Consider the following 23,639-nt stretch of genomic DNA (forward strand, 5'->3'; position numbering starts at 1 on the left):
CGAAAAGTTAAACTTCTTAATACGGTATAAATCATTATTAAAAATTATTAAATCTCCCATTTAAAATGATCAAAAATAGGTTTATTTTTTAAATAAAATATCAAAAGTTGAGGAACTCGTGAGGAATCACCCAAAAACAAACGCAAATTTATGTTAATAGTGGATGTAATTTATGGATAATTGGTTATATAATCAGTTCGGTTAAAATTAAACCAGTCAAAAAATTAGATAAATTGTGAGGCTGTTTTATGCCTGAAGTCAATTTTCAACAGCCAATTAACAGTGCTGCAAATATTATTGAAGAATATGCAGCCGGAAAACGAGACTTTGAAAAAGCAGAATTAGGTAACGCTAATTTGCAAGGTGTGGATTTAAAAGGATCTGACTTTAGCTATGCAGATTTAAGTACAGCTAATCTCAGTCGTGCTAATCTGCGCGGATGTGATTTGAGTTTTGCCGATTTGAGTCAAGCTAATTTACAAGATGCAGACTTACGCGGTGCAATGTTGTTTTCTACTGATTTGCGTCAAGCTGATTTACAAGGAACACATTTAGAAAAAGCAGATTGTAACCATAACACCCATTTTCCCACCAATTTCGACCCCGTGGCCGCAGGGGTAAAAATGAGTGAATAACCATCACAAAATCCCCCCTTTAGGGGGTTTCAAACTATGCTGTAAAATAGAACTCCGACTTCTTTAATAAGTCGGAGATATCACTAACTTAATTCCGACAAATTTGATTAACAACAGTCCCATCTTTTGCAACTAATTCTATTAATAACGGCATCTGTCCCACCGCATGAGTAGAACAACTCAAACAAGGATCAAAAGCCCGAATTCCAGCCTCTACCCGGTTTAACATTCCTTGCTTAATATCATTACCTTGGACAAAATGACGAGCAATTTGAGCAACGGTACGATTCATTGCTAAATTATTTTGACCAGTTGCAATAATCAAATTTACCTTTTCCATCAAACCATTTTCATCAACTTTATAATGATGGAATAAAGTACCCCTTGGTGCTTCACTTACACCTACAGCTTCCAATTGATTAATACCAGCTTCCGCACGTAAACGAGTTGATAAAATATCCGGGTCATCCAGTAAAATTTCAATGTGTTCAATACAAGCCAAAATTTCAATTAACCGCGCATAGTGATAAAAGAAAGAAGATTTTACAGTACCAGTTCCATGACTGCGAAATTCTTTTAATTCCTTATCTGCTAATGGTGTACCAATGTGACTACAAACATTCAATCTGGCTAATGGTCCAACACGATACATTCCACTTTCTAAACTGCAATGATCGCTAGTATCAGGATAACCTAAAGGACGATAGTAAGGAGATTTCAAATAAGAATCTGGTTGGACAGCTTCACCGATAAATTGATGATAATTAGCAGCATCTAATTTATCAGCAACAATGTTACCAGCACTATCCACAAACCGAATATGTCCCTCGTAGGTTTCCCATAAACCTTCAGAAGTAACTAAACCCATAAACAAACTAGGGAAATTACCAAAAGTTTGCGCTTCCTTTTCGTAATCTTTTAACAAACCTTTAAATAAATCTATAGCATTTAAAACAGTGGTTTTTGCTTCGGGAATTCTTTGTTGAATATGCGTCCGGTTTTCTTCAGTTAAAGGATCACTAACACCACCAGGAACAGCCCAAGAAGGATGGACTTTTTTACCTCCTAATAATTCAATTATTTCCTGTCCAAATTGCCGTAAACGAATTCCACCTCTAGCTAATTCTGGGTCAGATGCGATCAAACCAAATACATTTCTGTTTGCTGGTTCGCTATCCATTCCTAATAACAAATCTGGCGCACTGAGGTGGAAGAAACTTAAAGCATGAGATTGGACAATTTGCCCTAAATTCATTAAACGCCGTAATTTTGTCGCTGCTTTGGGAATAGTTACAGACAGGATTTGGTCACCTGTTTTTGCCGATGCTAATAAATGACTCACAGGACAAATACCGCAAATTCTCGCAGTAATTCCCGGCATTTCTGGAAACGGACGACCGACACAAAATTTTTCAAACCCACGAAATTCTGTCACATGAAACCGCGCATCATTTACCTGACCATCATCGTCTAAATAAATGCTAATTTTAGCGTGGCCTTCTATTCTAGTAACCGGATCAATAACAATTTTTTTCATAATTGTAGTTATTAGTTATTAGTTATTAGTTATTAGTTATTAGTTATTAGGAAAAGGGAACAGGAGACAGAAGGTAGTAGATGCCGGGGAGATGCTCAACAATTTCTTATATTCCCTATTTCCCTATTTCCCTATTTCCTTATTACTGTCACCTGTCACCTATAAATCATAAACTCTAGCTTCTTCGGCTTCTGGGTACTCTTCACAATATTCTTCAAAAGCTGTTTTTAGAGGTTTTAAAGCTCGTTGGTGAGAAATTTCTGCTTGTATTTCTTCCACTACATCCCATGCGGCTGCACATTCGGCGGAATTAATTCCTTTTTCTGCACACACTTGACGAGCTTTTCTAATTTCATCTTGTAATTCTTGTTCTAATAAAATTGCATGGGGTTTTTCTAAAGCACTGCTGCCCGCTAAAATGTCAGTTATGGAAATTATTCCTAATAATTCGCCACTAATTACAGGCGCACGATGTAAACGATGATCAGCAAATAATCGCGCTACATATTCTAAAGCCAAACCCGGATTAACTACAATACAAGGTTTAGTCATAATTTCATAAACCCGTACTTTGTTAGGATCTTTTCCGTAAGCTATGACTTTATAAACTATGTCGCTTTCTGTAACAATTCCATAGGCATCTTGATTATGACGACGATCTACAATTAATGCTCTCCAGTCTCTAGCTTTCATTAAATCCACTGCTTCTTTGACTGTAGCAGAACCACGAATCATCGCTACATCTTTTGTCATTACATCTGCTGCTGTTAACATAATTTACCTCTTAAATAATAGGTGACAGGTGACAGTAAAAAAGGAATAGGTAAGACTTTTAAATATTACCATTGTTCAATTACCAATTACCCAAACTTAATCATTTCTCTTCCTACCATTTCTGGCATTTCTCCTTTTAACAACGGTTCTAATGTATCACGAATCCGGGACGCTGAGGGAGGACAACCGGGTAAATAAATATCAACTGGTACTATGTGATGAACAGGTACAACTTTATCAATTAAGGGTGGAACTATACCCGGTGCATGGGGGATTTGTTGGTTTAAATCTGCACCTTCAATATAAGCTAATTGTAAACTTACATCAGCATTTCCTGTAGGGTTCCGCATCGCGGTTACATTACCTGTAACTGCACAATCTCCAAAGGAAATTATTGTTTTTGTTCTCTCTCTAATTTGGTGGATTAATTCTAAATGTTCTTCATTGGCGATCGCTCCTTCAACTAATACTACATCTACCCCTTCTGGATATTCTTTAATATCAGCAATGGGACTATAAACTACTTCAACTTGGGCGGCTAATTCTATTAACCATTCATCCAAATCTAGGAAGGACATATGACATCCAGAACATCCACCTAACCAGACTGTAGCTAGTTTTATTTTATTCATACTTTACCTTGTTATTTATAGTTAATAATTTCCACTCTTTAACAACATTGAGAGGAACTGATATATTAATAGACTTTGCACCTGGTAAAGGAATTGCTAAATTTAATGGTTCTGTCGGTAAAATTGGTAAGATTTCATTGAAATCATATTGACCAATTGTCGGGGCTGGTGCTTCATCTAAAAATATATCAGGAGCATCCCAGATTTGACCAGTATTTGACGTAATTCTTAACGGTTGAGGATGTATTAATTCTTCAGAACCAGGAAAGCCAACTAAGCGCAAATTAATATTAGATTTTTGCCCAAGATACACTTGTTTAAATAATACGACTTGCCAAACTTTACCTGAGCTATCATCTAATTTTGTTTGTGAACTATAAAGAATTTCTTCTGGAACTGGTTCTATTTTTGTGGTGAGAGCGATCGCACTCTGTCCGGTAAAATCTCCTAAACCCAGGAATAGGAATATTGTCAATATTCCTACTGTTAAAATACGCCTAATGATGTTGACCATATCATTTACTTATGGCTAATAACTAATGACTAAAAATTCCATTCTTTCTTGGTTCTGGCATTAAATAAAAAGTTAATTTTACCTCGGTCATGTACCATTTCACCCACACTTGCACCTTTATTAAATAGCGCACCTGTAGGACAAGCATTTACACATTTACCACAAGATGTACAGGTTTGGGAAGTTCCCCAAGGTTGACTTAAATCAGTAATTACGTGAGATTTTGATCCTCTACCTGCCATATCCCAAGTATGTGCGCCTTCAATTTCATCACATACACGCACACAACGAGTACACAAAATACAACGATTATGATCTATGGCAAATCTATCATGGGAAGTATCAACAGAACGTTTAGGATTTTGATATTCTAAACTTACATGATCCATGCCCATTTCTATGGCTAAATCTTGTAATTCACAATTACCATTAGCCACACAAACTGAACAAATATGATTACCTTCGGCAAATAACATTTCGATAATTGTGCGGCGATATTTTTGCAGGCGATCGCTATTTGTATTCACCTCCATTCCTTCCGCAACTTTGGTAACACAAGCCGGTAAAAGTTTATTTATCCCAGCAATTTCTACCAAACACAAGCGACAAGCGCCCACATCTCCCACACCTTCTAAATGACAAAGTGTAGGAATATGCACACCCGCTTCCTGTGCCGCTTCTAGCAAGGTTTCATCTTCACGAGCGCTAATCATTTGCCCATTAATTGTTAATGTTTTTACTGTCATAATAATTTGATAATTGGTAATATTCTTCGCTATTACTGTCAACTGTCACCTGTCAACTGTCACCTGTCAACTGTCACCTGTTACCTGTCAACTGTCACCTAATTAATGCTAAATACTCATCTCGGAAATATTTCAAAGTGCTAAAAACTGGATTTGGTGCAGACTGACCTAAACCACATAAACTTGTATGTTTTACCATGTCGCAAAGTTCTTCTAATAATTCCAAATCAGCTTGTGCAGCTTTACCATCACTAATTTTGGTTAATAAATCATGTAATTGCACAGTTCCCACCCGACAGGGAATACACTTACCACAGGATTCATCCATGCAAAATTCCATGAAGAATCGCGCCACATCTACCATATTTGTGGTTTGATCCATCACAATCATCCCACCAGAACCCATCATTGATCCCAGTGCAGTTAAGGATTCATAATCTACAGGTGTAGCAAATGCTGATGCAGGGATACATCCCCCAGAAGGACCGCCAGTTTGTACTGCTTTGGCAATACCACCATCGGGAACACCACCACCCATTTCTTGAACAATTTCTTCTAAAGTTGTCCCCATTGGCACTTCAATTAAACCAGTATTGCGGATTTTTCCAGCTAGTGCAAAAACCTTTGTCCCCTTACTTTTTTCCGTACCAATACCCGCAAACCAATCAGCACCTTTTCTGATAATTGGCGCAATATTGGCAAAGGTTTCTACATTATTAATTAAGGTTGGATAACCCCATAAACCAGACTCAGCCGGATAAGGTGGCCGGGGATGAGGTACGCCGCGTTTACCTTCAATAGAAGCCATTAAAGCTGTTTCTTCACCACAAACATAAGCACCTGCACCAATGCGAATTTCAATTTTAAAATCAAAGGGTGAATCAAATATTTGTGAACCTAAAAGTCCCAATCTTTGGGCTTGGCGAATAGCAGTTTCTAATCTTTTGATCGCAATGGGATATTCTGCCCTAACGTAAATATAACCTTGACTTGCACCAATGGCATAAGCCGCGATCGCCATCCCTTCTAACAACCGATGAGGATCACTTTCTAACACACTCCGATCCATAAATGCACCGGGATCACCTTCATCAGCATTACAAATTACATACTTTTTATCACCTTTCGATTTTGCCACCGTCGCCCATTTTAAACCCGTAGGATAACCAGCACCACCTCTACCTCTTAACCCACTTTTAGTAATAGTTTCTACTACCTCAGAGGGTTTCATTTCTCTTAATACTTGATAAAGGCCTTGATAGCCATTTTCAGCAATGTAAGATTGAATCCTCTCCGGGTCAATTTTACCGCTATTTTCTAGCACAATTGGTAATTGACGAGTAAAAAATGGCTGATGTAAATCTTGCTGTTTTAAATTCGTTTCTTTACCCTCTATAGCATCAATTACTTTTACTGAATCTTCTGGTTTTACTTGTTCAAAAAGTTTACTTTCTTTGTTGCTTTCTTGATCCACTTGTACTAAGGGACCTTGACAACAAAGCCGCATACAACCCACACCAGAAACATGAATTTTATCTTCTAAACCCGCAGCTTTCACCGCAGCATCTAAATTATCTTTTACTGCTTGAGAACCAGAAGACAAACAACCCGCAGCAGTACAACAACGAACCTGTACAGGTTTAGTTTGATCATGTTCAATTCTCGTAATTTCTAATAATTCATTTAGTTCCATGCTGCCATTCTCCTATTTTTTTACACACAGATTCTGATGTTTGATTTCCAGCCACAGCACCATCAAAAACTACTGCTGGTGCAATCCCACAAGCACCCAAACATCTAGCAGTTAATAGGGAAATTTCGCCATCTGGTGTAGTATCTCCAGCTTTAATTGCCGTTGCATTTTCTAAACTTGTCAGAATTTCTTGTGATCCTTTCACATAACAAGCTGTACCTGTACAAACCACACAATTATGTTTACCTTTCGGTGCGAGAGAAAACAAATGATAAAAAGTTGCTACCCCATAAACCCGACTAGGTGGTAATTTTAATTGATGGGCAATATACAGTAATAAATCTAATTCTAAATAACCGAATAATTCCGAAGCTCGATGGAGAATTTCAATCAGTGCATCTTGTTGATATTGGTGACGTTTGATCGTTGCATCCAACATTTTTAAACGTTTATCACCACTCGGATGATTCGCAGGAGGTGTAACTGTATTTCTCTTCATTATTGGTAATTTGGTAATTAATCATTTACTGTTACCTGCAACCTCTGACTTATTCCCTACTCCCTCTGAGCAAAATGTATAATATGCACTGAACAAGGTGCATGATGTAAAACGTAATTACTAACACTACCTATCAGTAATTCCGTAATTCCAGATAGTCCTCTTCTCCCAATTACAATCAAATCTGCATTCCAATTTTTAGCTAAATTGCAAATTACTTTACCTGCACTACCTACATTCTGTGTAAATTCAGTATTAATATTTTCCTTATTTGCTTCAGCGCAAAATGCCTGTAGCATTTCTAAACCTTCACTTCTATGAAGTTCTAATTTCTCCACATATCTTTTCATACTATCATCACCCCAACCTGGATAGTAATCCATATTAGAAACCATCATGGCATCCCCAAAGCCATTTTCATCAGGTGATAAAACATGAATCAACATCAACTTAGCTGATGTTAACTTTGCTAATGCCAAGGCTTGATCAAAAACCTGTCTACTTCTCTCCGAACGATCCAATGCCACCAAAATATTATTAAACATTGATACCCTCTATTTTAGCTCACTAATTATGGAAAATAAATCTGTTGATTTGGCAATACTGAATTAGTAAAAATACATTCATCTTCACAATTCTTTATTGTCTATCACCTACCCTGTTTTTTACTCTACATCTATGCTTATACGTAAACAATTTGAGGAACTTGTGAGGATAGGTTATAAGTAGTCGTGCAAAATAAATTTCATATTTAGGGAAGGTGACAGGTGACAGACAAGAGATACAGAGATTTCTATTGTTTTCCCAAATGTGCAATTAATTTTGCTCAGGTACTTATTATTTCTTAACAAGAATATATTTGTAATTAGTTGAAAAGTCAGAATAAAGAATCAAAAATGCAGAACAAATCACAATTACAGGCTTTTCCCACATTTCTTCGAAAAATATAAAATCTGATAATTATAAAATTTAGATAAAACCAAAAATTTACAGTAAATATTAAAACAAGTAAAAAGACGGGAAAAAATCAGGTAGCAGGGAACAGAGAACGGCTAACAGAACGCAATTCTAGGGACTTCTATTTTTAAACAAAATGTATAATTAATTTTGCACAGATATTTAATTCCCCTCCTGCTTCCTGCTTCCTGTCTAATGTGTAAATCTCATATAAATCTAAACCTTGGTTTGTAAAGACTTGAGTAACTCAGTATTCACACCAGATTCACGAGGAAGAGAAATCTTACCAGTACGGGCAATTTCCCTCAAGCCAAATTTTTGTAGCACTTGAACTATTGCCACCATTTTACCGGGATCACCCACAACTTCCAAAGTCACAGAATCTTCAGCCACATCCACAATTCGGCAACGGAAAATCTGAGAAATTTCAATTACTTCTGAACGATTGCTACTGGTAGCGTTCACTTTCAAAAGCATCAATTCTCTTTCGACACAAGGAGTCTCAGTAATATCCTGTACCTTGAGGACATTAACTAACTTATATAACTGTTTGGTGAGTTGTTCAATCACTCGATCATCACCAGGTACAACCATCGTAATTCGAGAAACTCCTCCCTGTTCAGCAGGGCCAACAGCAAGGCTTTCAATATTAAAACCACGACGAGCAAATAAACTGGAAATGCGGGATAAAACCCCCGCTTCATCTTCTACAAGCACGGAAAGAGTATGTTTCATCTTCGCCAACACAGGCTAGGGGAGCATGATATTAACGCAGGCCAGAACGATTGCCTACACTGGATTTGTTACCAAATTTAATTTTTGGTCTAAGCCCCTATTTTAACTTGAATCGTTGCCAAATATCTCTGGATCGGTAGATGCTACTTTTTCTGCCAACCTTTATACTGGTGATTTAGAATTCTTGATCTAGGAGTAAATTTCCCATGGCTTGGTTAAAACGACTATTTGGATTGGAAAAACCAGAAAATGCAGAGGTTAATCCAACTCCTCAACCTGTATCAGCAGCTGAAGCCACCACAGAAGGCATTCCTCCAGAACGTGTAGGCTTAAATGGCGAATATGATCAAAGCGGTTTAGCTAAACGGGTTGCATTAGCTTTTGATGAGGATGCAGCATTGACAGATTTTGACCGTCTGTGGGTAGCTCAACTAGGCAGCACCGTTGTATTAAAAGGTGAAGTTCCCAGTCAGGATATTCTCGATCAGATGGTTGATGTGGCTAGTTCTGTGAATGGTGCTACTGACGTAAATACTGAAGAAGTTTCAGTTGGATAGGTGATTGCTGATTAGGTTATTCTTTGCTCCCCACACCCAACACCTATATGTTGCGGCTAATCCAATTTAAAATCACCTCATTAACCTGTTCTGGTGATTCATCATGGGGACAGTGACCCACATCTTCTAAATACAAAACTTCTAATTTTTCGTTGTATTTGGCAAATTCAGTTGCTAATTTTGGGGGAACAAATTTATCTTTTCGCCCCCAAATTAATAACATCGGAATTGTTAAGTTTGGTAATATTTTCTTGACACTAGGACTGAACTCTGAACCTGTAGAAGCTTTAAACAAGGCAATAAAAGCACGAGTAGAGCCTCTGTCTTGAGGTGGTCCTGCTAAAATGTCTATTAGTTCATCTGTGATAGCTTCTGGATTAGCATAAGCTAAACCAGCCCAACGTCTTAAAGCTCCTGGTTTACGTACTACCTTAAATAATGGTTTAAGTAACAAAGGTGAAGCAAATATATTTTTAATCCCTGCTACTATTGGATGCAAAAAAGCTGGGATCGCCTCTTTTTCCAAGGAGGGATCAGGCAAACTCATCATGACTATGCCTCGCACCATATCAGGATGGGTAGCAGCAGCAACTAAGCTGATTAAAGAACCAATTGAGTTACCTATTAAGATTACGGGCTTGCGGATAAATGCTTGCCAAAACTCATAAACCTGCTCTACCCATAATTCAACACTATAATTAGCTGGAACTTTTTCGGAAGCACCAAAACCCAACATATCTAAAGCGTAAACTGTCTGATGTGTACCTAAAACTTCTAAATTATGTCGCCAATGACCAATGGAAGCACCAAAGCCATGTAACAAAATCAAGGGTGTGGCATTTTCGTCATGAAAACGAGGACGAATGTAGGTGTAGCGAATTTGCCACCCTCTCCACACCCAATCCCTCTGATTACCTACTCGTTGCTGCCAAGATAACCCAATAGTCACATATTCCTCCGCTAATTCCTGTCCCTAATCACAACTACTATATTAATGATTAGTAATTGATAACTATTCTCTATTCTATCCAATGCCCAATGCCCAATGCCCAATGCCCAATGCCCAATGCCCAATGCCCATGCACTTTATATGTCAATATGTTAAGGTATAGTTGTAATAATTATTAACTTTATGCAAGTTTATGTAATTTACATTAACTAATGTAGGGAAATCTGATCAAAGTGAGTAGAATGACAATTATAAAAGAGTAACCAATTATTGTATGGATTAGTTACCCTAAAGAAATAGACTCATTTTTAAGTTATGAGTTGATTACCTGAATTTTGCCCATCTAGGCATATCAACAAAACAAGTAAACCAAGACCAAGCCAAATCCTTAACTAAAAAGCTGCAAAAATCATAATGCCTGTGATTGAGAAAAAAAGAACTCGTGATCTGCCCCAAATTAACGAACGTATTCGCTTCCCAAAAATTAGGGTCATTGACACTGATGGAGCCCAATTGGGAATTATTACACCCCAGGAAGCACTACAACTAGCCGAAGAAAAAGAGCTAGACCTAGTATTGCTCAGTGATAAGGCTGACCCACCCGTCTGTCGAATCATGGACTATGGGAAGTTTAAATTTGAGCAGGAGAAAAAAGCGCGGGAAGCCCGGAAGAAACAGCATACGGCTGACGTAAAAGAGGTGAAGATGCGCTATAAAATCGAAGAACACGACTATAATGTACGTGTTAAGCAAGCAGAACGCTTCCTCAAAGACGGTGATAAAGTCAAAGCCACTGTAATGTTCCGGGGTCGAGAAATCCAACACAGTGATTTAGCGGAAGATTTACTTAAACGGATGGCTAATGATCTACAGACAATTGGTGAAGTACAGCAAGCGCCAAAGAAAGAAGGGCGAAATATGATGATGCTAATCTCACCCAAGAAGTAAGAAGCTAAAGTTTGTAAATGTTGAGGAAATAGGAAAAGTTGGTAAAAAATTACCAGTTACCTATTTCCTAGCGGTAAATTTATCTCAACGTGATAGTCCTGACTCCTGAGTGGGAAAGATAATACTCAGTTGTTCGGGACTTTTGTCATTCAGTAACTGTTATCCTAAATACTTAGCTGTTGTGCTGTGATGACCTGTTTCGCACCCCAGAAAAAACTGCATGGAATTAAAAAATCAGTGGTTAACTAGCAATAGAGGTTCTCTGGCCAGACTGCTTAAGTGGGTGAATCTTCGACCAGAGGAAGTTGAACGGACTTGGATGATGTTTGCCTTCTATACCATCGTATCTGTAGGATTGCGATGGGCAGAAGATAGCACTGTAGCCTTGTTTTTAGACGAATATGGTGCGGGAAAATTACCTTGGATTTATATTTCTAGTGCGGCCACAGGTGCTGGCTTAGTGATTTTATATTCTTGGTTACAAAAGGTTTTTCCATTACGTGCCGTAATTGTGGCGATCGCACCGGGAATGGTAATACCTTTATTCATATTGGTACTGTTGCGGTTGGGAATTCATATTTCCTACTCGGCCGTAATTATCATATTTATGCTGAGGTTGTGGGTAGATGCCTGCTATGTAGTCAATGACCTCAACACATCTATTGTTGCTAATCAATTATTTAATATTCGTGAGATTAAACGCACTTACCCATTGGTGAGTAGTGGCATCCTGGTGGCTGATGTCATCAGTGGCTTTAGTTTGCCAGTTTTACTTAAATTCATCAACCTGAATACAGTCATTCTCATCGCTTGTTTTGTTATTCTCTTAGGCTCGATCATTTTATTTTATTTAACCTATAAATACCCCTCAGCGTTTCCCCATACCCCACAACGCGAACTAACAGAAGAACAAGCCTCAAGGCATCGCCGTGTAGAAACGCCTTTAAAACGCTATGTTTGGCAGTTATTTGCTTTTTTTGCCCTCTTGCAAGCTATCGGCTTGTTAATTGATTTTCAGTATTTGCGGGAACTCAATTCCAGTCTAGGAGAACAAGAATTAGCCAGTTTCTTGGGCATTTTTGGTGGTTTTGTGGGAATGTGTGAGTTAATTACTCAATGGTTTTTTTCTAGCCGTCTGATTGAAAAAGTAGGGGTGTTTTTTGCGGCAGCACTTCTCCCCCTCACTGTGGGCTTTTTGTTACCAGCGGCGATCTCCGTTCTCAACTTATTTCCAGCTATCGAAGAACCAGGATTTTTCTGGGGTTTAATCAGTCTGAAATTTTGTGATGAACTCCTGCGCTATACCTTTGTCATTAGTAGTGGTCCGGCACTTTATCAGCCTATTCCTGAACGCATTCGTAGCCGGATGCAAGCCTTATCCAGTGGTACAGCGGAAGCTATCTCCTCCGGTTTAACAGGATTAGTAATTTTTGGCACTTTACAATTTTCCACTCAACTTGTCCCAGAAGGACTACAAAAATGGGTCTTAATTGGGGAAACAGTTATAGTGGCTGCTACCTGTTTAAAAGTCGTCTGGGAATTGCGATCGCGCTATGTAGATGTTTTAGTATTAAGTGCTGAAAGAGGAGGATTAAGTACAGCAACAGTAGGATTAAAAGCATTTAAACAAGGCATAGTAAAAGCTTTAGTAGAACCAGGCAATAACACCGATAAACACTCTTGCTTGGAACTCCTAGCTCAAATTGATCTTCCCGGAGCCGGTCAAGTTTTAGCACCCTTGCTAGTCAAGTTACCCTCAGATTTACAAAAATCCTCTCTGGAACTAATGTTGACAGCAGGTGCAAACCCCCTTTATGTACCAGAAATTCGCCCCTTATTAGATCAACCCCCAGCCACCTTAGATCCAGAGGTTTTTGCCCTAGCTATGCGTTATGTTTGGCTGGCAGAGGAAAATCTGAATTTAAGTCTCTTGGAAGAATATCTAGAACCATCCCATCATTCTCTCATTCGTGCTACCGCTGCCGCTTTACTGCTACGTCAAGGAACATCCATGCAACAAGCAGTAGCTACTAAAACTATGCGTCGGATGCTCACCAATAAACAAGAACAAGAACGGGTGAACGGAGTCAGAGCGCTCACAGAGGTAGTTTATTTACAGGCTTTGCGAGTTCATCTCCCCAATTTATTGCAGGATGAATCCCTGCGAGTACGCTGTGCTGTCTTAGAAATGATTACTGCTACTCGGTTGGAAGAATACTACCCCTCGCTTTTAGCCGCACTCTACTATAAATCTACTCGACCTACAGCTATGCAGTGCTTAGTGAGTATGCAAAATGAAGCTATTCCTATGCTATTGAAACTAGCTACCAATGTTTACAAGCCAGAAGTGGTGCGAATGTATGCCTGGCGAACTATGGCTCAAATTGGTACAGCAGAAGCGATTGAAACCTTATGGTTACAATTAGAAACATCTAGGGGGACAACAAGAGATTATATTCTCCGCAGCTTACTAAAGATTAACCAACAGTTAGAAAATATTAGCCTTGTTAATAGGTTTTCTGAAAGTCGAGTAGAAGCTTTAATTGAAGAGGAATTAAAATTTTTAGGAGAAATTTATGCAGCTTATGTAGATTTCCAAAATGTAGAGTCTCTGGAAAATTATCAAGGTAACGAAAGATTAGTAATTATTGCCCAGTTATTACAACGCTCACTTCTAGAAGTAGAGTTAGATGTTAGAGATAGGTTATTGTTGTTATTAAAACTTCTTTACCCAGCGGAGAAAATGCAAGCAGCCGCTTTTAATCTCCAATCTCAATCTTTAGTCAATTTAGCACGGGGTTTAGAAATTTTAGACCACACGATAAATTTACCGTGCAAGACTTTATTATTGAATGTTTTGGATCGCAGGCCAGAAGAAGAAAAACTCAAATATTTGATTGATGGGCAATTTTATCAAAATCAAGATATTCCTATTCAGGAACGGATCAGAAAACTCATCTCTCAGGGATATTTACTTTCTGATTGGTGTTTAGCTTGCTGTTTCCATTTTGCCCAAGCGGCTTATATTCGACTCACAACTACAGAGATTTTAGCCAATCTGAGCCATCCTACAGGCTTTGTCAGAGAAGCTACTATTTCCTATTTGAGTGTTGTTTCTCAACGAATCTTACAAGAAATTCTTCCCTATTTACAAACTGATCCACACCCACTTGTAGCGGCTCAGGCGAAGGCTTTGATAGAAAAATACCATCAATCTCAGAACAACAATGTATAGGTCTTGTTTCATCTAACAAGGCTATGAAGTTTACCATATTTTATATGATGATGGAATCACAAATCGGTGAGCATTTAATTGCAGCCAATCTGAAACAGTTTCTGTTGGTACTTTCAGTTTCCTTGGGAGTGGCTACTCTACCACAAATATTTAGTTGGTTTCGACAAATACCTTACACATTATTGTTAGTAATTGTTGGCTTGGGTTTAGCGATCGCTGATGTACGTTTGGTGACTTTATCCCCTGGCTTAATTCTGTTAATTTTCCTCCCACCTCTGTTATTTGAAGCTGCTTGGAATTTGCATTGGAAGGAATTAAAAGCAGATTTTTTTCCTATCTGTTTATATGCAATCTTTGGAGTAGTAATTTCTATTCTGGGTATTGCTTTAGGCTTAAATCAATTAGCCGGATTATCTTTAACTACAGCTTTATTAATTGGTGCTAGTCTATCTGCCACTGATCCCGTTTCTGTGACTGCATTATTTCGAGAATTAGGTGTGGGTAAACGTCTAGTTACTTTAATGGAGGGAGAAAGTCTATTTAATGATGGGATGGCAGTAGTAGCTTTTGGTTTTTTGGTAGCTTTACCACTAGGAAAAGCCGAATTAGGACTACAACCAATTTTACTGGAATTTGGTACTGTTGTTGGTATTGGTGTTGCTGTTGGCAGTTTAATTGGTTTTGGTATTTCTTACCTGACCCAAAGGTTTGATTTACCAATGGTGGAACAGTCTTTAACTTTAGTTTCTGCCTATGGTACTTATTTAATTGTTGAAGATTTAGGCGGTTCTGGGGTAATTGGGGTCGTAACTACAGGTTTAATTTTAGGTAACTTTGGTTCTCGTATTGGTATGAATCCGAGAACTCGGATCATTGTTTCTGAATTTTGGGATTTTCTGGCTTTCTTTGTTAATTCAATTGTCTTTTTATTAATTGGTGATCAAATTCGCTTTGCTAGTTTAGTGGAAAACATCCACATCATTTTTGTCACAGTCATTGCTATGATTGTGATGCGAGCATTGGCTCTTTATGTTTTGAGTCAAGTTAGTATGACTATTACTAAATCAGAGATTAGTTTACCTGAACAAACTATTCTGTGGTGGGGTGGTTTACGCGGTTCTGTTTCTATTGCTCTAGCTTTAAGTGTGCCAAATGTTTTATCAGAAAAAGAAGAAATTATTGCTACTGTTTTTGGTGTGGTTTTGTTTACTTTATTAGCACAGGGTTTAACTATTAAACCTTTATTAGAGAAGTTGAATTTATTGGGTGATGGTGGTTTGAAAGAGCAATATTTAGAGTTAGCCGCTCGGAATGTTGCTTTAGAAAGGGTACTGGAACATCTACAAGCAAATCAACAACCAGGTATTGATCCAGAATTTTACCGTTATCAAGAAACTTTGATTAAAGGGGAGATGAAAAATATACAAGACAAGATTGATAAATTACAAGATGAACACCCCAATTTGAATGAATTTTATAATGAACAATTCCGAGATGAATTACTAGCAATTGAAGCTGATACTTATGCTGAATTTGTCCGTTCAGGGCGTTTAAATAAGGAACTTGCGCCTATGCTGCAAGATGTTTTACAGGCTGGAAATTAAATGGGAGTTTGAACAAAAAACATCTTTTATCAATAAACTTGTGAATTAGCGATCGCTCTTAGCTAGAGTTATAAATAAGTGTTAATGGAGCGATCGCCAAGTTGCAAATACTATCAGCCGAAAAACTTATTTCTTCTCAATTTACTTTTTTTAGGGCAGTATTCAGCACAATTAACCGCCTCCTCAGTGAGAACTATATCCGGCTTTACCGCACATTTGAGATAATGGTTATTAGCAAAAAATTTACAGTTTTTGCAAGGAACTTGATGTACAGAATTAATACTAAAAGATATTTTATTATCCAAGTTAGAACGAAGTTTCTGCAAAATCAATAAGATCATCGCCCAAATAAATACAAAGCTTAATGGAGTTAAAGCTATTGCTAAATCGGAAATATCTAATCCTTCCTGGGGTATATATTCACTTTTATTTTCAGATTGTGTTAAATAATTAAATGTTTTATCAACTTCAAGGTTTTTTTGTAATATCTGTTCAACATACATATTATTTACCTTCTTGATATATTATATGCTTTTTACCCAGTTGTGGTCATTACAGTACATTGCAAGTAAATAAATTACGAGTATTCACACTAAAACCGTTGTGATAGGTGATTGGGATATATTACTAACCCATTAGTAATTTACTTATATGAAATCTGCTGCAAATTATTGAGTAGATTTTAATTATATGTTTAACAAAACAAAACTCAAGCTATATCTGTCCTTAGTTTTGCTTGTACTTTTCTGTATCTATATCTAAAGTAATAAAAGAATAAATCGCTATAAACTAATCGGACTAAACTTTTAAATTCAATCCCAAGATAGAAGAATATTAGTAAGAATTCAGGGTTCAAAATCTCTGATCAAACAGCAGACTAGCTGAATTCTTAAATGATTGAGTTATTTTTATTTTGTCTCTAACCTAGCTTTAACATCTGCGGCAAAGTCTTCATATCTTCTCAGTGAAGTTACTTCTACTTGAACATTTTGACCCATTTTTTTCATAATGGGTAAATCTAATAAAATTTGATCAACAATGTCAGGAGTAGGAACATCTACAATCACAATTACCCGACGAGTTCCTACACATTTCCATAAATCTACAACAATTCCTGCTTGTTTTGCTTGTAGCGCAGCGTCAGCTTCCTCACTCCAAATGGTAAATAGTTCCTGTTGATTGATGTCATCAGGATATTCAACACGAAAATCTAAATGGTATAACATGATTGAGTTCCTTCAAGATGCTTTATTACAGTATAAAAATAAAAACCGCCGATTTGTTAAATTTAACAACAAAAACAGCGGTTTTCCAGAATATTAAAAAATTGAGAATTAGTTATTAGCACCAGCTAATTCTGCTAACCTTTCCTGTTGATCTTGAGATATACAAGATTGGATTACGGTTTCTAAATCACCCTCTAATACATTATTCAAGGTGAAATTTTGACCTAATCTGTGGTCAGTTGCCCGACTATCTTTATAATTGTAAGTACGAATTTTTTCCGAACGAGAACCTGTACCTACTTGCGATCGCCTCATAGAAGTTACTTCTTCTTGTTGTTCCCGCAACTTAATTTCATAAAGTTTAGCCCGTAAAATTTGCATTGCCCGTTCTTTGTTCTGTAACTGGCTGCGTTCTTCAGTACAAAAAATTCTGATTCCAGTTGGTTTGTGGAACAAGTCAGCTGCTGTTTCCACCTTGTTAACGTTTTGACCACCAGCGCCACCAGAACGAGCGGTACTCATTTCAATATCTTTAGGGTCAATGTGGACTTCTACATCATCCACTTCCGGCATAATAGCCACAGTGGCCGTAGAAGTATGTACCCTACCGCCAGCTTCCGTTGCAGGTACTCGCTGTACACGATGAACTCCCGCTTCAAACTTCAGCTTACTATAAACACTATCCCCTTGAATTTCGAGAATCACTTCTTTGAAGCCGCCCATCTCACCCAGAGACTCACTGACTAACTTCACTCTCCAGCCTTGTCCATCAGCATAGCGAGAATACATCCGCAGTAAATCACCAGCCCAAATACTGGCTTCATCACCACCAGTCCCAGCGCGAATTTCCAACATGATGTTTTTATCATCATTGGGGTCACGAGGTAAAAGTAACACTTTTAAGCGACTTTCTAAGTGTTCTAATTTCTCTTCTAGCTCATTTACCTCCAAAGCTGCCATTTCATGCAACTCTGGATCAGTATTTGCTTCTTTCAGAACCTGACGCGCCCCTATTAATTCTTCCTGGGCAGTTTTCCAGTTTTCGTAAGTAATAACTGTTTCTTCCAAAGAAGAACGAGATTTAGCAATTTTTTGATACTCGTCAGGATTTTTCGCCGTGTCAGGATCAGCTAAACGACGAGTTAATTCATGAAAAGTTTGTTCAACAGATTTCAGTTTCTCCAGCAGGTATGTTTCAGCCATGAGTACAATTCCTTAAAATAACAAGTTGGCTACTGCATTAAATGACAAGCGACCCAGCACTTGCAGGGTCGTCCTTAACAGCCAAAGCCAACCAGCTACTTTTTGTTTTGATCGCCTTGTTGGCTAGACATACCATATTTGCGGAGGAAGCGTTCAACTCTACCCTCAGCGTCAATAATTTTCTGAGTACCTGTGTAAAAGGGGTGGTTTCCAGACCAAACATCTACGTGTAGTTCAGGTTTAGTAGAACCTACGGTCATCACAACTTCGCCGTTGCAGTAGACTTTTGCTTCTGGATACCACTGGGGATGTATATCAGATTTAGCCATTGTTCCTTTTGTGGTTTTTCTCTATCAAAATTATAACTAAGACTAGGTATTGGAAACTAGAAAACACCGTAATTATCAATTTCCAATAACCAATATCCAATACCCTATCGTTTAGAGTATTGAGGAGCTTTCCGTGCTTTGTGTAAACCGTATTTCTTCCGCTCTTTAGCCCGTGGATCACGAGTTAGGTAGCCTTCAATTTTTAAAGGTGAACGGTTATCAGGGTCTAACTGACATAAAGCACGAGCAACTCCCAAACGAATGGAGTCAGCTTGTCCGGTTAAACCACCGCCTTCAGCTTTCACCAAAATGTCATATTCGCTTTCTAGTCCCAAAGTTTCTAAGGGGGCTTTGATAGCTCCTAAGTAGTTGGCATTGAATTGAAAATATAATTCTCCATCTTTGCCATTAACTACAAATTTACCTTCACCTGGAACTAGGCGTACTCGTGCTACTGCGGATTTACGGCGGCCAGTACCCCAGTAAACTGCACGACCGCTATTAGCTTCTGCTATTTGCATTAGTTCTCTCCAGGAATTGTATTAATAATCAGTTCTTTTGGTTCTTGGGCTGCGTGGGGATGGGTAGGTCCAGCGTAGACTTTTAATTTGGTGAATAATTGTCTACCTAAGCTATTTTTAGGCAACATACCTTTAACAGCTTGTTCTAAAATCCGCTCTGGTATACGTTGTTGCAATTTAGCAAATGTTTCTGTTTTCATCCCACCAGGACGACCGGAATGGCGGCGATAAAGTTTTTGGGTACGCTTTTTACCAGTAACTGCTACTTTTTCAGCGTTGATCACAACTACAAAATCACCAGTATCCATGTGGGGGGTATATTCTGCTTTTCTTTTACCTCTTAGCACCATAGCAATTTCACTGGCTAGGCGACCAAGACGTTTATTGGTTGCATCTACTACGTACCAATCACGCTCAAGGGATGCTTGAGGGGGAAGGTAAGTTTTACTACTCATTGTTTTTGTCCTTTATCAGTTTTTCTCTGTCAGTTGCCAGTAGCACTAATAACTAATGACCAATGACTAATGACCAAACACTAAATATGGTTGGGTGTCATACCAAATTTCCTGAGCAAAGGGAAAATCTGGGTACCCGACTCTTAACAAGCATAAACCTTGTGGGGGTGCAGCATATTTCACTTTTTCCCGGCGTTGTTCTTTCCAGATGTCGGTGAAATCTTCTAAGGATAATTGTCCAGAACCTACTTGTACTAACATTCCCATTAGCAGTCTCACCATGCCATATAGAAATCCATTTGCCTGAATTTCAATATGGATAAAAGAAGCACTACGATGACATTCTGCTGCTTGTACTTCTACCCAGGAATGTGATCGCGCTGATCCTGCACGGTGAAAAGCTGCTAAATGATGTTTTCCCAGCAGAGGTTCAAGGGCAGCTTGCATTACAGATTCATCCAAGGGAGCATAATAATAATGCCAACTAAAGGAGTTCACGAACAAGTTAGGTAGAGCTTCTGTGTAAATTGTATAGCGATAACGTCTAAACACTGCACTAAAGCGAGCGTGCCAGTTATCATCTACACCTGCTGAAGCTCTGATTAATATATCCGGGGGTAAATAACTGTTCAGAACTGTTGACCATTTGTGCGCGGGAATAAAACCAGTGGCATCAAAATGGGCTACTTGAGCAGCTGCATGAACTCCAGCATCGGTTCGCCCAGCACCGTGAAGTGTCACATGATACCCGAGAACATTAGCTATAGCTGTTTCTATCTCTTCTTGGACTGTGCGCTGCGCTTTTTGCCGTTGCCAGCCATGAAAATTAGTACCTAGATACTGGATGATCAAGGCTACTCGATAAGTTCCTGTCGGCTGGCGGCTTTCTAACATACTGTTTTGTTAGTTATCAGTTATTAGTTATGCTAATGACCAATCACTAATAACTTTAAACTAACTCAATAATCGCCATTTCTGCGTTGTCACCACGACGAGGGATGGTGTGCAAAATGCGAGTATAACCGCCTTGGCGGTTTGCGTACCGGGTTGGTGCTTGCTCAAATAAAGCATGAACTAGACTTTTGTCGTAGATATAACCCAACGCCTGCCGACGTGATGCTAAAGAACCATCTTTAGCTAGGGTGATCATTTTATCTACTTCGCTACGTACTACTTTAGCGCGGATTAAAGTAGTGGTAATTTTACCATGACGGATTAATTCGGTGGTTAGCGCTCGCAACAGAGCGCGGCGCTGGTCGGCTGGTTTTCCAAGTTTTTTGACTTTACAACGGTGACGCATGATACTGTTCTTTATTGATTACAGGTTTTACTTAGCTGGGTTTAGAACCCCTTTCTTGCGGTAAAGTAATGCCTAAACGTCGCTGTAAAGCTTCCACTACTTCTTCCGCTGACTTTTGACCAAAGTTCTTAATTTCTAAGAGGTCTTCTTGGGTGAAATCCAACAAATCTGCTACGGAGTTTACCTGCGCTCGTTTGAGACAGTTATAAGCTCGAACAGAAAGTTGTAATTCTTCAATAGGAATTTGAGCAGTAGGATCGTCGGGGATATCTGAACCTATATCTGTTGGTTCTAAAGAGATATCTTTCAACGGGTTGAATAAATCCACCAAAATTCCCGCAGCTGAAGACAGTGCTTCTTGAGGGGAAAGACTACCATTAGTCCAAACTTCTAACAGTAGTCTATCTTTGAGTGTTCCATCTCCACGAGCTTCTTCAACGCTGTAGTTGACTTTGCGGATCGGCATAAATATCGAATCAATCTGCAAAAAGTCTAAAGACGTTGCTTCTTCCCTTCCGCGTTCTACAGTCCGGTATCCTTTACCTCTCTCAATCCTAAATTCCATTTCCAGTTTGCCACCTTCAGCTAAGGTGGCTATGTACTGAGTAGGATCAATAATCTCTACTTCACTGGGCAAGTCAAAATGTGCCGATGTAACTGTTGCAGGCCCGTTGACGAGTAATCTACCAATTTGGGGTTGAGAGGAATAGCTTTTGAGGATCACTTCCTTCATCCGCATGAGGATTTCTAACACATCTTCCCGTACACCAGGAACTGTGGCAAACTCATGGGAAACACCAGCTATTCGCACAGCTGTTACAGATGTCCCCTCTAAATTGGAAAGTAAAACCCGGCGTAACGCATTACCTACTGTTGTTCCTTGACCACGTTCTAAGGGTTCGAGAACAAATTTACTGTAATGGCTCCGACTTTCTTCAGTATTAGATTCTACACATTCAATTTGAAACTGCGCCACGGAGTAGCCTCCCTATTAAGGTGCTGCTAGAAGACAATTTATTTGCCTCTCGAATTCACTTTATGCTCTGATCTGTGGTTGTGGTTGATCAAACTGCCAACACGTATATGTAAAAGTTTGATTTTCCAATACCATGACAAGAAATGATAATATTTTGGATTTTTGAAAGTTTAGCAGCTCTTCCTATGGGAAGAGCTGACGTGCTTTTTCATCACTGTATGGATTTGAAGTTAACAAGCAAGGGTTAATACTTTATATACCTTACATATCCTTACAGACAATTGCTCTGAGCATTAACTTTCTGCCTAAGCGTCTTTCAAATTTGACGTTTAAACTCGACGGCGTTTAGGTGGACGACAGCCATTGTGAGGAATTGGGGTAATATCACGGATTAAGGTAATTTCCAATCCTGCTCCCTGTAGGGCCCGGATAGCAGTTTCCCGTCCGGCTCCAGGTCCGCTGACCATTACTTCAATTTGACGCATTCCTTGGTCAATAGCTCGACGACCTGCACTTTCAGCAGCGGTTTGTGCTGCAAAGGGTGTGCCTTTTTTTGCACCCTTAAATCCACTAGAACCAGCACTTGCCCAAGAAATTACATCTCCGTTTTGGTCAGTAATGGTGACAATGCTATTGTTGAAAGTAGACTGAATGTAAGCCATGCCGTTGGGTACATTCTTTTTCTGCTTTTTGCTCCCGGATTTTTTTGTTGGTTGTCTTGCCATATTTTTTGAGTAAATTTAAGGTAAACCTTGCTTGTCACAGCAAGCCCAGAAAAATTATTTGCCAGGGGCTTTCTTCTTACCAGCCACTGTCTGTCTTCTGCCACGTCTAGTTCTGGCGTTGGTGCGAGTTCTTTGTCCTCTTACGGGTAATCCCATCCGATGACGACGACCACGATAACAGCCAATGTCAACTAAGCGTTTGATGTTCATGGCCTCTAAGCGACGCAAATCACCTTCAACTTGGTAATTTTCTATTTCGCCTCTTAGGGCTGCTACATCAGCATCGCTTAAGTCTTTAACGCGAGTGTCTGGGTTTACACCAGTAGCCGCTAGAATTTGGTGCGACCTTGTTAACCCAATTCCGTAAATGTAAGTTAGACCATACTCAATGCGTTTATCGCGGGGAAGGTCTACGCCGGAAATCCTTGCCACAATTAATAACTCCCTGTTATTTTGATGATTGCTGTTTGCAAAAGGCGATTTATTTGTGCAGAATATGGCTTACGCCACGCTACGCTATCAGGAGTGAGGAATCAACTGTCAGAATCTACTTTTGTCATTTACTTGTTATGAAAAATAGGGTTGATTTTCCAATTTGTAGCTGTCAATTTGCCTTGAGGCTGTTCTGAGACTGACTTCTGACTTCTGACTTCTGAATTCTGGAAATTATCCCTGACGTTGTTTGTGCTTGGGGTTTTCACAAATCACCATGACGCGACCACGGCGTTTGATCACGCTACACTTGTCACAGATTTTTTTGACTGAGGCTCTGACTTTCATGCCTTTTCTACTTGACTCCAAATAGTAAATTATAGCATTTCCGAGGAAATTATTTCAGTTAAGTTAAAATGGGTAAATCCCAAATTAGCGGCTTTATGGTAAGATTCTC

General features: G+C 38.8%; 27 protein-coding genes. 5 read left to right on the top strand and 22 right to left on the bottom strand.

Features of this window, described 5'->3' with window-relative positions:
• Positions 1 to 248: 248 nt before the first annotated feature.
• The gene (locus tag WJM97_RS03125; RefSeq protein WP_353931592.1) at positions 249 to 635 is read left to right on the top strand and encodes a pentapeptide repeat-containing protein; all 387 of its coding nucleotides are present in this window, start codon (positions 249 to 251) and stop codon (positions 633 to 635) included.
• Between the two features lie 88 nt (positions 636 to 723).
• Here WJM97_RS03125 and WJM97_RS03130 read toward each other — a convergent pair whose 3' ends face one another.
• The 9 genes from WJM97_RS03130 to ilvN all read right to left on the bottom strand — a co-directional run bounded on the left by WJM97_RS03130 (position 724) and on the right by ilvN (position 8,722).
• A complete protein-coding gene (locus WJM97_RS03130) occupies positions 724 to 2,172 on the bottom strand; it encodes a Ni/Fe hydrogenase subunit alpha (protein WP_353931593.1) in 1,449 nt (482 codons plus the stop codon).
• Between the two features lie 159 nt (positions 2,173 to 2,331).
• A complete protein-coding gene (locus WJM97_RS03135) occupies positions 2,332 to 2,946 on the bottom strand; it encodes a CP12 domain-containing protein (protein ID WP_353931594.1) in 615 nt (204 codons plus the stop codon).
• Positions 2,947 to 3,032: 86 nt separating this feature from the next.
• Positions 3,033 to 3,578, bottom strand: coding sequence for an oxidoreductase (locus WJM97_RS03140; RefSeq protein ID WP_353931595.1), 546 nt, complete (start codon positions 3,576 to 3,578; stop codon positions 3,033 to 3,035).
• Positions 3,571 to 4,092, bottom strand: a complete 522-nt coding sequence (locus WJM97_RS03145) for a DUF3122 domain-containing protein (RefSeq protein WP_353931596.1) — start codon at positions 4,090 to 4,092, stop codon at positions 3,571 to 3,573. The genes WJM97_RS03140 and WJM97_RS03145 overlap by 8 nt, the downstream gene beginning before the upstream one ends.
• A gap of 29 nt (positions 4,093 to 4,121) precedes the next feature.
• Positions 4,122 to 4,838 (bottom strand): bidirectional hydrogenase complex protein HoxU, encoded by a 717-nt coding sequence (gene hoxU, locus WJM97_RS03150; RefSeq protein ID WP_353931597.1) that lies wholly within the window; start codon positions 4,836 to 4,838, stop codon positions 4,122 to 4,124.
• Positions 4,839 to 4,932: 94 nt separating this feature from the next.
• A complete protein-coding gene (locus tag WJM97_RS03155) occupies positions 4,933 to 6,531 on the bottom strand; it encodes a NuoF family protein (protein ID WP_353931598.1) in 1,599 nt (532 codons plus the stop codon).
• A complete protein-coding gene (gene hoxE, locus WJM97_RS03160) occupies positions 6,518 to 7,030 on the bottom strand; it encodes a bidirectional hydrogenase complex protein HoxE (protein WP_353931599.1) in 513 nt (170 codons plus the stop codon). The genes WJM97_RS03155 and hoxE overlap by 14 nt, the downstream gene beginning before the upstream one ends.
• A gap of 56 nt (positions 7,031 to 7,086) precedes the next feature.
• Positions 7,087 to 7,575, bottom strand: coding sequence for a universal stress protein (locus WJM97_RS03165; protein WP_353931600.1), 489 nt, complete (start codon positions 7,573 to 7,575; stop codon positions 7,087 to 7,089).
• Positions 7,576 to 8,203: 628 nt separating this feature from the next.
• Positions 8,204 to 8,722 carry an acetolactate synthase small subunit gene (gene ilvN / locus WJM97_RS03170; RefSeq protein WP_353931601.1) on the bottom strand — a complete coding sequence of 173 codons (519 nt, stop codon included), beginning with the start codon at positions 8,720 to 8,722 and terminating at the stop codon, positions 8,204 to 8,206.
• Positions 8,723 to 8,928: 206 nt separating this feature from the next.
• Here ilvN and WJM97_RS03175 point away from each other — a divergent pair, with 206 nt between their 5' ends.
• Positions 8,929 to 9,279 carry a phospholipid-binding protein gene (locus WJM97_RS03175; RefSeq protein ID WP_353931602.1) on the top strand — a complete coding sequence of 117 codons (351 nt, stop codon included), beginning with the start codon at positions 8,929 to 8,931 and terminating at the stop codon, positions 9,277 to 9,279.
• Positions 9,280 to 9,322: 43 nt separating this feature from the next.
• Here WJM97_RS03175 and WJM97_RS03180 read toward each other — a convergent pair whose 3' ends face one another.
• A complete protein-coding gene (locus tag WJM97_RS03180; RefSeq protein WP_353931603.1) occupies positions 9,323 to 10,228 on the bottom strand; it encodes an alpha/beta fold hydrolase in 906 nt (301 codons plus the stop codon).
• A gap of 414 nt (positions 10,229 to 10,642) precedes the next feature.
• Between WJM97_RS03180 and infC the strand changes: the two genes are divergently transcribed.
• From infC to WJM97_RS03195, 3 genes are all read left to right on the top strand, one after another.
• Positions 10,643 to 11,176 (top strand): translation initiation factor IF-3, encoded by a 534-nt coding sequence (infC, locus tag WJM97_RS03185; protein WP_353931604.1) that lies wholly within the window; start codon positions 10,643 to 10,645, stop codon positions 11,174 to 11,176.
• Between the two features lie 220 nt (positions 11,177 to 11,396).
• Positions 11,397 to 14,411 carry an MFS transporter gene (locus tag WJM97_RS03190; RefSeq protein WP_353931605.1) on the top strand — a complete coding sequence of 1,005 codons (3,015 nt, stop codon included), beginning with the start codon at positions 11,397 to 11,399 and terminating at the stop codon, positions 14,409 to 14,411.
• A 44-nt stretch (positions 14,412 to 14,455) separates the two neighbouring features.
• Positions 14,456 to 16,015, top strand: coding sequence for a sodium:proton antiporter (locus WJM97_RS03195; protein WP_353933096.1), 1,560 nt, complete (start codon positions 14,456 to 14,458; stop codon positions 16,013 to 16,015).
• A gap of 113 nt (positions 16,016 to 16,128) precedes the next feature.
• On the opposite strand, the gene WJM97_RS03200 is transcribed toward WJM97_RS03195, so the two are convergent.
• The 12 genes from WJM97_RS03200 to rpmJ all read right to left on the bottom strand — a co-directional run bounded on the left by WJM97_RS03200 (position 16,129) and on the right by rpmJ (position 23,530).
• A complete protein-coding gene (locus WJM97_RS03200; protein ID WP_353931606.1) occupies positions 16,129 to 16,518 on the bottom strand; it encodes a hypothetical protein in 390 nt (129 codons plus the stop codon).
• A 405-nt stretch (positions 16,519 to 16,923) separates the two neighbouring features.
• Entirely contained in the window at positions 16,924 to 17,241 is a 318-nt protein-coding gene (locus WJM97_RS03205; RefSeq protein WP_353931607.1) for a muconolactone Delta-isomerase family protein, read from the bottom strand.
• 108 nt (positions 17,242 to 17,349) lie between these two features.
• Positions 17,350 to 18,444, bottom strand: a complete 1,095-nt coding sequence (gene prfA, locus WJM97_RS03210; protein WP_353931608.1) for a peptide chain release factor 1 — start codon at positions 18,442 to 18,444, stop codon at positions 17,350 to 17,352.
• Positions 18,445 to 18,539: 95 nt separating this feature from the next.
• Positions 18,540 to 18,773, bottom strand: coding sequence for a 50S ribosomal protein L31 (gene rpmE / locus WJM97_RS03215; protein WP_353931609.1), 234 nt, complete (start codon positions 18,771 to 18,773; stop codon positions 18,540 to 18,542).
• 104 nt (positions 18,774 to 18,877) lie between these two features.
• On the bottom strand, positions 18,878 to 19,294 hold the full coding sequence (gene rpsI, locus WJM97_RS03220; RefSeq protein WP_353931610.1) for a 30S ribosomal protein S9: 417 nt from the start codon (positions 19,292 to 19,294) through the stop codon (positions 18,878 to 18,880).
• The gene (gene rplM / locus WJM97_RS03225; RefSeq protein WP_353931611.1) at positions 19,294 to 19,749 is read right to left on the bottom strand and encodes a 50S ribosomal protein L13; all 456 of its coding nucleotides are present in this window, start codon (positions 19,747 to 19,749) and stop codon (positions 19,294 to 19,296) included. The genes rpsI and rplM overlap by 1 nt, the downstream gene beginning before the upstream one ends.
• Positions 19,750 to 19,815: 66 nt before the next feature.
• Positions 19,816 to 20,643: a tRNA pseudouridine(38-40) synthase TruA gene (gene truA / locus WJM97_RS03230; RefSeq protein ID WP_353931612.1), complete on the bottom strand. Its 828-nt coding sequence runs from the start codon at positions 20,641 to 20,643 to the stop codon at positions 19,816 to 19,818.
• A 55-nt stretch (positions 20,644 to 20,698) separates the two neighbouring features.
• The gene (gene rplQ, locus WJM97_RS03235) at positions 20,699 to 21,049 is read right to left on the bottom strand and encodes a 50S ribosomal protein L17 (protein WP_353931613.1); all 351 of its coding nucleotides are present in this window, start codon (positions 21,047 to 21,049) and stop codon (positions 20,699 to 20,701) included.
• Positions 21,050 to 21,080: 31 nt separating this feature from the next.
• Complete coding sequence (locus tag WJM97_RS03240) at positions 21,081 to 22,025, bottom strand: DNA-directed RNA polymerase subunit alpha (protein ID WP_353931614.1); 945 nt, start codon at positions 22,023 to 22,025, stop codon at positions 21,081 to 21,083.
• A 329-nt stretch (positions 22,026 to 22,354) separates the two neighbouring features.
• Positions 22,355 to 22,750 carry a 30S ribosomal protein S11 gene (gene rpsK, locus WJM97_RS03245; RefSeq protein ID WP_353931615.1) on the bottom strand — a complete coding sequence of 132 codons (396 nt, stop codon included), beginning with the start codon at positions 22,748 to 22,750 and terminating at the stop codon, positions 22,355 to 22,357.
• A gap of 54 nt (positions 22,751 to 22,804) precedes the next feature.
• Positions 22,805 to 23,182, bottom strand: coding sequence for a 30S ribosomal protein S13 (gene rpsM, locus WJM97_RS03250; RefSeq protein ID WP_353931616.1), 378 nt, complete (start codon positions 23,180 to 23,182; stop codon positions 22,805 to 22,807).
• A 234-nt stretch (positions 23,183 to 23,416) separates the two neighbouring features.
• The gene (gene rpmJ / locus WJM97_RS03255; RefSeq protein WP_190368723.1) at positions 23,417 to 23,530 is read right to left on the bottom strand and encodes a 50S ribosomal protein L36; all 114 of its coding nucleotides are present in this window, start codon (positions 23,528 to 23,530) and stop codon (positions 23,417 to 23,419) included.
• Positions 23,531 to 23,639 lie beyond the last annotated feature (109 nt).

The sequence above is a fragment of the Okeanomitos corallinicola TIOX110 genome (assembly GCF_038050375.1).
Lineage (GTDB): Bacteria > Cyanobacteriota > Cyanobacteriia > Cyanobacteriales > Nostocaceae > Okeanomitos > Okeanomitos corallinicola.